The organism is Phenylobacterium sp. (assembly GCF_030651755.1).
Lineage (GTDB): Bacteria > Pseudomonadota > Alphaproteobacteria > Caulobacterales > Caulobacteraceae > Phenylobacterium.
Genome location: NZ_JAUSBZ010000078.1, coordinates 1 through 8,628, shown reverse-complemented (window position 1 = coordinate 8,628; position 8,628 = coordinate 1). Strand labels below are relative to the sequence as shown.

The 8,628-nt window shown below is 68.2% G+C and carries 10 protein-coding genes; 8 read left to right on the top strand and 2 right to left on the bottom strand.

The annotated features are described in order from the left end of the window. The 3 genes from Q7V15_RS07690 to Q7V15_RS07680 all read left to right on the top strand — a co-directional run. Positions 1 to 2,282, top strand: a 2,282-nt coding sequence (locus tag Q7V15_RS07690; protein WP_304754873.1) for an efflux RND transporter permease subunit, incomplete at its 5' end; no start/stop codon positions are given. Next, positions 2,167 to 2,901, top strand: coding sequence for an efflux RND transporter permease subunit (locus Q7V15_RS07685; RefSeq protein WP_304754872.1), 735 nt, complete (start codon positions 2,167 to 2,169; stop codon positions 2,899 to 2,901). The genes Q7V15_RS07690 and Q7V15_RS07685, both read left to right, overlap by 116 nt. A gap of 20 nt (positions 2,902 to 2,921) precedes the next feature. Continuing rightward, complete coding sequence (locus Q7V15_RS07680; RefSeq protein ID WP_304754871.1) at positions 2,922 to 3,275, top strand: helix-turn-helix transcriptional regulator; 354 nt, start codon at positions 2,922 to 2,924, stop codon at positions 3,273 to 3,275. A 4-nt stretch (positions 3,276 to 3,279) separates the two neighbouring features. Here the strand turns inward: Q7V15_RS07680 and Q7V15_RS07675 are convergent, their stop codons facing one another. Both Q7V15_RS07675 and Q7V15_RS07670 read right to left on the bottom strand, forming a co-directional pair. Next, positions 3,280 to 3,882, bottom strand: coding sequence for a cyclopropane-fatty-acyl-phospholipid synthase family protein (locus Q7V15_RS07675; protein WP_304754870.1), 603 nt, complete (start codon positions 3,880 to 3,882; stop codon positions 3,280 to 3,282). Further along, positions 3,879 to 4,658, bottom strand: a complete 780-nt coding sequence (locus Q7V15_RS07670) for a sulfite exporter TauE/SafE family protein (RefSeq protein WP_304754869.1) — start codon at positions 4,656 to 4,658, stop codon at positions 3,879 to 3,881. The genes Q7V15_RS07675 and Q7V15_RS07670 overlap by 4 nt, the downstream gene beginning before the upstream one ends. An 83-nt stretch (positions 4,659 to 4,741) precedes the next feature. On the opposite strand from Q7V15_RS07670, the gene Q7V15_RS07665 reads away from it, so the two are divergent. The 5 genes from Q7V15_RS07665 to Q7V15_RS07645 form a co-directional block, all read left to right on the top strand. Further along, positions 4,742 to 5,602, top strand: a complete 861-nt coding sequence (locus Q7V15_RS07665; protein WP_304754867.1) for an MBL fold metallo-hydrolase — start codon at positions 4,742 to 4,744, stop codon at positions 5,600 to 5,602. A gap of 101 nt (positions 5,603 to 5,703) precedes the next feature. Continuing rightward, entirely contained in the window at positions 5,704 to 6,210 is a 507-nt protein-coding gene (locus tag Q7V15_RS07660) for a chemotaxis protein CheW (RefSeq protein ID WP_304754866.1), read from the top strand. Positions 6,211 to 6,224: 14 nt separating this feature from the next. Beyond that, positions 6,225 to 7,613 (top strand): protein-glutamate O-methyltransferase CheR, encoded by a 1,389-nt coding sequence (locus tag Q7V15_RS07655; RefSeq protein ID WP_304754865.1) that lies wholly within the window; start codon positions 6,225 to 6,227, stop codon positions 7,611 to 7,613. After that, positions 7,610 to 8,143, top strand: a complete 534-nt coding sequence (locus Q7V15_RS07650; RefSeq protein ID WP_304754864.1) for a hypothetical protein — start codon at positions 7,610 to 7,612, stop codon at positions 8,141 to 8,143. Before Q7V15_RS07655 ends, Q7V15_RS07650 begins: the two co-directional genes overlap by 4 nt. Positions 8,144 to 8,147: 4 nt before the next feature. Next, positions 8,148 to 8,628 (top strand): MCP four helix bundle domain-containing protein (locus tag Q7V15_RS07645; protein ID WP_304754863.1); only part of this gene is annotated, 481 nt, incomplete at its 3' end.

The following is an 8,628-nucleotide window of genomic DNA, read 5'->3' as shown; positions in this document are numbered from 1 at the left end:
GGGTCCACGAAAAGGTCCGCGCCAACTACGATCGGAGTCCCGTGGGCATCCCGGAACCGATGATCGTCACCCGGGGCATCAACGACGTCCCCGCCGTGGTCCTGACCCTGACCCCCGCCCCGGAGATGGCCGAGCGCTGGTCCGACCAGGCCCTCTATGACATCGCCGTGAAGCTGCGCACCGAGGTGGCCAAGGTCGAGGATGTGGGCCTCACCTTCATCGTCGGCGGTCGCCCTGACGAGATTCGCATCGAACCCGACCCCGAGCGCCTGACCCTGCGGGGCGTGCCGCTCGGCGGGGTGATTGAAGCCGTGCGCCAGGCCAATCGCAGTTTCCCCGCCGGCACGATCCGCCAAGGCGGCCAAGCGGTGAACGTGGCGGCCGGTCGCACCCTCGCCAGCGCCCAGGAGGTCGGCCTCTTGAGTGTGGCCTCGGTCAAGGGCGAGCCGGTCTACATCCGCGACGTCGCCAATGTGATCCAGGCGCCGCGGGAGGATCAGGCCCGGGTCTGGCGCCACAGCCGCACCGCTGATGGCTGGACCCAGGCGCCGGCCGTCAGCCTGGCCATCGCCAAGCGCCAGGGCGCCAACGCCGTCGTGGTCTCAGAACACATTCTCGAGCGGGTGGAGACCCTGAAAGGGACCCTGATCCCCGAGGGCCTGGAGATCGCCGTCAGCCGCGACTATGGCGAGAGCGCCAACGAAAAGGCCAATGAACTGCTCTTCCACCTGGGGCTGGCCACCGTCTCCATCGTCATCCTGATCGGCCTGGCCATCGGCTGGCGGGAGGCTGGCGTCACCGCCGTGGTCATCCCCACCACCATTCTTCTGACCCTCTTCGCCTCGAACCTGATGGGCTACACCATCAACCGGGTCAGCCTGTTCGCCCTGATCTTCTCCATCGGCATCCTGGTCGACGACGCCATCGTCATGATCGAGAACATCGCCCGGCACTGGGCGATGAAGGATGGCCGCAGCCCCACCCAGGCGGCCATTGAGGCCGTGGCCGAGGTGGGCAATCCCACCGTGGTGGCGACCCTGACGGTGGTGGCGGCCCTGCTGCCCATGCTGTTCGTCTCCGGCCTGATGGGCCCCTACATGGCGCCGATTCCGGTCAACGCCTCGGCGGCCATGGTGTTCTCCTTCTTTGTGGCTGTCGTTATCGCCCCCTGGCTGATGGTCCGCTTCGCCCGTCAGACCCTGGCCGATGGGCACGGGCACGGGCATGATGACGGCGGCGGTCGGTTGGGAGGCGCCTATCGCGCCCTGGCCGGCCGGGTGATCGCCAGCCGCCGCAGCGCCTGGATCTTCCTGGGCGCGGTGGGCCTGGCGACCCTGTTGTCCATGAGCATGTTCGCCACCAAGACCGTGACGGTGAAGCTGCTCCCCTTCGACAACAAGTCGGAGCTTCAGGTGGTTCTCGACCTGCCAGAAGGCGCCAGCCTGGAGACCACTGAGCGGACCCTGGCGGCGGCGGCGGAGATCGCCCGCGCCATTCCTGAAGTCATCGCGATCGAGGCCTATGCCGGCACGGCCTCGCCATTCAACTTCAATGGCCTGGTCCGGCACTACTTCCTGCGCAACCAGCCAGAGATGGGCGACCTGTCCATCACCCTGTCCCACAAGGGCGACCGCAAGCGGGCCAGCCACGCCATCGCGCTCGATCTGCGCGATAAGCTAGTAGACCTGCCCCTGCCCGCCGGCGGATCGGTGAAGGTCGTTGAGGCGCCGCCAGGGCCGCCGGTCATGGCTACCCTGCTGGCCGAGATCTATGGCCCCGACGCCGAAACCCGCCGCGCGGTGGCCGCAGAGGTGAAGACCCTGTTCCAGGCGATCCCCTTCATCGTCGATGTGGACGACTCCTATGGCCAGCCCCGCCCTCGTCTGCGCCTGACGCCCACCCGCGACACCCTTGAGCATCTGGGCGTGGCCGAGGGCGACGTGCTGGACTCCATCGGCGCAGTCTTCGGCGGCGGCCCGGTGGGCTACGCCCATCGCGGCGAGGGCCGCACGCCCCTGGAGATCGCCGTCCGCCTGCCCCAGTCCGATCGCACCTGGGGCGAGCGCCTGGCCGCCACCCCGGTGGCGGTGTCCCGGAGCGCCGCCCCCCCCCCGGCTGGTGGAGCTGGGCGAGGTCGTCGAGGCGACGTCGGAACCCGGCTCGCACATGATCTATCGTCGGGACGGCCTGGACGCCGAAATGGTCACCGCCGAGCTCGCGGGCCAGTACGAGGCGCCGATCTACGGCATGCTGGCTGTCGGCGACGCCATCGAGGCCCATGACTGGGGCGACCTGCCCAAGCCCACCGTGCGTCTCAACGGTCAGCCCAGCGATGAGAGCACCCCGACCCTGCTGTGGGACGGGGAATGGGAGATCACCTGGGTCACCTTCCGCGACATGGGCGCAGCCTTCGCAGTGGCGATCCTGGGCATCTATGTGCTGGTGGTGGCGCAGTTCAAAAGCTTCCGCCTGCCCCTGGTGATATTGACGCCAATTCCGCTCACCCTGGTTGGCATCGTCATCGGCCACATCCTCTTCCGCGCGCCGTTCTCCGCCACCTCGATGATCGGCTTCATCGCGCTCGCCGGCATCATCGTGCGAAACTCGATCCTGCTGGTGGACTTCATCCGGCACGCCCAGACGGGAGACCGGCCTCTGCGCGACGTCCTGCTGGAGGCCGGCGCCATCCGGTTCAAACCCATCGTCCTGACCGCTGCGGCGGCCATGATCGGCGCCGCGGTGATCCTGTTCGACCCCATCTTCCAGGGTCTGGCCATCTCCCTGCTGTTTGGCCTGGCCTCCTCGACCCTGCTGACGGTGCTGGTCATACCGGCCATCTATGTGGTTCTGAGAGACGATGGGCGGCCCGCCACCCGCCCTGACGCCGTCACTACCGCCTAACCGAACCTGGACCTGTGAGCATGAGCAAGGCCCCCCTCAACGCCGTCGCCGCCCAGATGCCCGACCCGGCCGAACTGGCGGCCCTGGAGGCCAGCGCCGCGGCCGCCGCCCGGCTGATGAAGCTGATGTCCAGCGAGCAGCGGCTGATTATCCTGTGCCGGCTGGGGGATGGGGAATGCTCCGTCGGCGAGCTGGCCCAGCATGTGGGCCTGGCCCAGTCGGCGGCTTCCCAGCATCTGGCCAAGCTGCGGGCCGAAGGTGTGGTGGGCACCCGCCGGGAGGGTCAGACCATCTTCTACCGGCTGACCGATCCGGCCGCGGCCCGGGTGATCGACACCCTATGCGACATCTATCGTGGCAAGCCGGCGAGCTGACCGATCAGGCAGGCTTACGGGCGACGAGGTCGATCAGGGCCGAGGGACCGCTGTGGCCTGCGCCCTCCTCGATCGCCGCGTCATAGGCGGCGAGCTCCAGAATTTCGACGTCGGCGAAGGCCTCGCGCAGCATCTCCTCGGTATAGAGGTTCTCCGGCGTCCGGGGGCCACCGGTGCCATAGGCGATCTGTTCAGGCCGGTAGCCCTCCAGCAGGATCAGGCCGCCAGGTTTGAGCGCCCGTTTCATGTTCTCGAAGATCTCGGTCCGCAGCTCTGGCCCGGCGAACTGGATGAAGATGGCCGCCACCAGGTCGAACTGCCCCTGCGGCCAGGGCCAGGCGGCCAGATCGACCTGTTGCAGGTCGAGGCTCACCCCGCGGGAGGCGGCCAGCCGGGCCGCCTTGACCTGGGCCACCGCAGAGCCATCCACCGACAGGACCGACAGTCCCTGCTGCGCCAACCAGACGCCGTTGCGCCCCTCCCCGTCGGCGACCGCCAGGGCGCTCTGCCCAGGCGCCAGCCGATGGGCCTGGCGGGCCAGGAAGGCGTTGGGCGCCTCGCCAAACAGATAGGTCTCGCCCTGATAGCGCTCGTCCCAGAAACTCATCCGACAATCCCCTTCCAGGCCACATAGGCCGCCACGATCAGAACCAGGCCGGCGAACAGGCGTCTGGCCAGGAGGGCGCGATCGGCCAACAGCCCCGCGGCCTTGAGGCCCGCCCATCCCCCGGCCATGCCGCCGGCGATGAACAGGCCCGCCACCGGCCACACCACCAGCCCTGAGAACGCATAGTTGGCCGAGGTGGCCGCGCCGAACAGGCTGACCGACAACAGCGATGAGGCCGCAGCGTTGGCCAGCGTCATCCCTGTGGCCGCCATCAGGCCCGGCACGATCAGGAACCCGCCGCCGATTCCGAAGAAGCCGGCCGCGAACCCTGTGATCAGGCCCATCGGCGCCAGCCGCAGGGTCAGGGGCCATGAGATGTGCACCAGCGGGTCACCAGCGTCCTTCGGCCGGCGCAGCATGGACAGGGCGATGGCGGCCATGGCCAGGGCGAACAACACCAGCAGAGCCTGACCATCCACCTGCTTGGCCAGACTGGACCCTCCAAGGGCGCCGGCCAGGCCCGCGGCGGCGAACACGCTGGCGCAGGGCCATTTCACCCGGCCGCTTCGCGCATGCCCCAAAAGGTTGAGGCCGGCGTTGACCGCCACAGCCGCAGCCGAGGTCCCGATCGCCAGGTGCGTATCCCCGATTCCGACGACATACAGGAGCGCCGGCATGGCGAGCACAGACCCCCCGCCCCCGAACACCGCCAGCAGGAATCCGACCACGGCGCCGCTGACGACGGCGGCGATCATCGCGGTGGTGGTGAGGTCCATCGGGCGCGCTCCTGGCCTTCGTTCATAGCGAGGTTTGCTATATTAGCAATGGTGCATATATAGGTAGCCGAAAGGAGAACCCAATGTCCGTTCAGCAGATGAGCTTTTTCCACGAGGCGACCTCGACCGTCACCTACCTGGTCTGGGACGAGGCGACGGCCCAGGCGGCCGTCATCGACCCGGTCCTCGACTATGAGCCCAAGGGCGCGAAGGTTTCCCGCGAGCAGGTCTCCGAGGTCCTGCGGGCGGTGGAGGCCCATGGCCTGAAGCTGATCTATGTCCTTGAGACCCACGCCCATGCCGACCACCTGTCGGCCGCTACGCGCCTGCGAGAAGCGACCGGCGCCCAGGTGGTGATCGGCGCCCATATCACCGCCGTGCAGGACTATTTCGGCAAGGTGTTCGGGGCCGACGACGTGACCACCGATGGGTCGGTCTTCGACCGTCTGGTCCGCGAGGGCGACACTCTGAAGCTCGGGGACACCGAGATCGGCGTTCTGCACACCCCAGGCCACACGCCGGCCTGCGTCACCTACCTGATCGATGGGGCCGCCTATGTGGGCGACACCCTGTTCATGCCAGACTACGGGACCGCCCGGGCCGACTTCCCCGGGGGCGACGCCGCAACCCTCTATCGGTCGATCCAGAAGATTCTCGCCCTGCCACCGGAAACTAAGATCTATGTCGGCCACGACTATCTGACCGAGGATCGCAAGACCCACGCCTGGGAGACCACCGTGGCGGCCCAGCGGGCGGAGAATATCCATCTGCGCGGCGGGGTGAGCGAGGCCGACTTCGTCGCCCGCCGGGAGGCGCGGGACGCCACCCTGCCCCCGCCCAATCTCATTCTGCCCTCCCTGCAGGTGAACATCCGCGCCGGCGCCCTGCCCCCGGCCGAGCGGGACGGCCGCGTCTATCTCCGGCTGCCGGTGACCGAGATCTGAGAGCTCACCGCGCGACCCACGAGCCTGCGATCGCGCAGGTTCGCGCGCGCAGGTTGCGAATGGCGATTGGCGGCGGGGGCGGAATGGTGTTCTAGACTCCCATGCCCTTCCCCCAGGATCGCTATCTGTTGCTGGACGTGGCCGGCGTCGACATGGCCCTGCCCATGGGCGCCGTGGCCGAAATCCTGCCTGTGACCCGCCTTGAACGACAGATCCCCTGGCCGAAGGTTCTGGCCGGATTCATGAATCTGCGGGGGCGTCCCCTGGCGGTGATCGACTTGGCGCGGCTGCTTGATCCCGGCCGCGCGGCGACCAAGCTTGACCTGTACAGCCATGTGGTCCGCTTGGCTGATGGCCACGGCGAGGGCGACGTGGCTCTGCTTGCCGATCGGGTCAAGGACGCCGGTCTGATCGCCGAGGGGATCAGCGAGGTCGATGAAACCGCCAGCGCCAACGGCGCCGTGAGCGGCAATCTGCTGATCCAGGGTCAGCTCGTTCCTGTGCTGGATGTGGGACGGCTTCTGCTGCTGGAAGAGCAGGCCCGGCTGGCGGAGATCGCCGAGGCCCTTCAGACGAGGCTGGACGCCTCGGGGGATGGCGCGCCCTGAGCCCGGCCTTTCCGGTGTTCGCGCCGGACCACCCATTCTGGAGCCTCAAGGCCGAAATCATCGCCCGGACCGGCCACTTCTACTACGCCGACAAGGACGATGTGCTTTGGGATCGGGTGAGACGTCGGCTGGCGGCCCTGCGCCTCGCTGATGTCGAGGCCTATGTTCGCCTGCTGGACGATCCTGAGGCTGGGGCGAGGGAATGGCGGCGTCTGGAAGGTGAGGTGACCGTCGGGGAAACCTATTTCCTTCGCTACGTGGAGCAGTTCGCCGCCCTCCGGAATACGATCCTCCCAGAACTGATCGCGCGCAATGGGTCCACGCGCCGTCTGCGGATCTGGAGCGCTGGCTGCGCGACCGGCGCCGAGCCCTATTCGGTCGCCATCCTGGTCGCCGAGTTGCTGGGCGACCGCATCGCTGACTGGCGGATCACCATCCTGGGGACCGACATCAATGAGATCGCCCTGGAGGCCGCCCGCGAGGCGAACTTCGGCGCATGGGCCCTGCGGTCCCTGTCGGCCGAACAGCGCAGAAGCTGGTTCGTCCCTGAGGGAAAGGGATGGCGGTTACGCCCACGCTATCGCAGTCTCGTGCGGTATCAGTACGGTAACCTGCTGGATCTCCTGGGGCCGACCGCGCCCCTGGATCTGACAGACTTCGACCTGATCCTCTGTCGCAACGTCCTCATCTATTTCCACCCGGAAGCCATGAACGCCGTGGTCGGCGCCCTGGCTCTGCGATTGAGCGAAGCGGGATGGTTGCTCGTCGGCCACGCCGAGCCCAATCCTGGGTTCGAGGCCCATGTCCGCGTGGTCGCCCTGCCCGGCGCCACCGCCTACCGCCGGCGGGGGCCGAACGACGAGGCGACGACGACCCTCCGGCAATGGTCGCCGCCTCAGATGGAGGACATCTCCGCGCCCCCCGCCGCTCCGATCGGCATATCCGTCCTTCCGGCCATCCAGATCCCCAGGCCGTCGACACCCCCACCGCCACAGCAGGAAACCCCCGCGGGCCTGGACGAGATTCGGCTCCTGGCTGATCTTGGCCGCTTCGCCGAGGCGGCGCGGCATTGTCAGGCCGTCCTCGCCCGGACGCCTTCAGAACCGGCCGCGCACTTCTACCTCGGGCTGGTGGCGCAGGCGCAAGGACGGCTCGATCAGGCCGAGGAGGCCCTAAGACGGGCCGTCTATCTGGATGAGACCTTCCTTTTGGCCCAGTATCACCTGGGATTGGTTCGATTGGAGCGCGGCCAGGAGGCCGCTGGTCGTCGCGCCCTGGCGGCGGCCGGACGAGCGGCCGCAAACTTGAGCCCCACGACGCCCCTGTGCGAAGGGGATGGCCTGACGGCGGGCGACCTGCGCGAACTCGCGCGACTGCAGTTGGAGAGGCGACCAAAGGCATGAGCCCGCAGAAGTCCAAGACCGCCCAGACCACCGAATCTCTGCGGACCCGACAGATTTTGGATGAGCGCGAGCGCCGGCTCGCCCGGCCAGAGGCGGACGGCGCGTCCGAGGCGTTCAGCGCCAGTCTGGCCGTCCTGCTCTGCCCCTTTGGCGAGAACCTCTACGGGTTGCTGATGACCGATATCGCCAGCCTCCGCCCCCTCGAGCAAATGAGCCGCACCGGCGCGGGGCAGGCTGGTGGAGTCATCGGCCTGGTCGCCGATAGCGGACGCGTCCGGCAAGTTCTGGACTTTGGCGTGCTGCTGGGCGCGCCGCCGCCTCAAGCGGCGACTGGGTACCTCGTCATGCTCAAGGGACGCCCCGACCTGGCCCTGCGCCTGGGCGAGCGGCCCTATGCGGCCGACGTCATCGCTGAATCCGCCAGCCTGGACCGGGCGCAGGTGGTAAGTCCCGGGCCGCACCACGCCAAAACCCTTGTGATCCTGTCCGTCGCCGCCCTGCTGGCCGGCGACGCGCCTGTGGGAGTCTGACCCTGTGAGCATCGCCAATCGAATCCTGCTGGGCTTCATCGCCGTCATTGTGCTGGTGGTCGCCCTGGGCGCCCTGGGCCTGGCCCAGATCGGCGAAATCCGGTCAGAAACCGCGGCGATCGTGAACCGCGACCTGGCCTTCATCCGCCAGTTGGCGGCGGTGCAGGCGGCTCAGCATGAAATGGAGGCGGCGACCGAACGGGATTTCGCAGATCACGTCCTGGGGACCATGGAGGCCAGCCCTGACGGCGCATCGGCCGCTTGGCGCCAGGCGGAGGGTGTCGCGATCCAGACCTTGGATCAGTCAATCGCTCAGGCGACAAACTTCCAGGCCACGGCGGTCAACGCCGAGCGAGCCCGGGCCTGGGGCGAGATCAGCCAGTCCCTGACCCGCGCCCGGGCCATCCTCGCCGACCTGCGCCAGCGTGACCTATCGGCCTTCCAGGCGATGGCCCGCGGGGACCGGGCCACAGGCCAGGCTGAGC

Bases quoted from the DNA above. Each gene is read 5' to 3' on its own strand.
- Q7V15_RS07685 (WP_304754872.1), top strand. From the start codon at position 2,167: ATGATCTATCGTCGGGACGGCCTGGACGCCGAAATGGTCACCGCCGAG.
- Q7V15_RS07680 (WP_304754871.1), top strand. From the start codon at position 2,922: ATGAGCAAGGCCCCCCTCAACGCCGTCGCCGCCCAGATGCCCGACCCG.
- Q7V15_RS07675 (WP_304754870.1), bottom strand. From the start codon at position 3,882: ATGAGTTTCTGGGACGAGCGCTATCAGGGCGAGACCTATCTGTTTGGC.
- Q7V15_RS07670 (WP_304754869.1), bottom strand. From the start codon at position 4,658: ATGGACCTCACCACCACCGCGATGATCGCCGCCGTCGTCAGCGGCGCC.
- Q7V15_RS07665 (WP_304754867.1), top strand. From the start codon at position 4,742: ATGTCCGTTCAGCAGATGAGCTTTTTCCACGAGGCGACCTCGACCGTC.
- Q7V15_RS07660 (WP_304754866.1), top strand. From the start codon at position 5,704: ATGCCCTTCCCCCAGGATCGCTATCTGTTGCTGGACGTGGCCGGCGTC.
- Q7V15_RS07650 (WP_304754864.1), top strand. From the start codon at position 7,610: ATGAGCCCGCAGAAGTCCAAGACCGCCCAGACCACCGAATCTCTGCGG.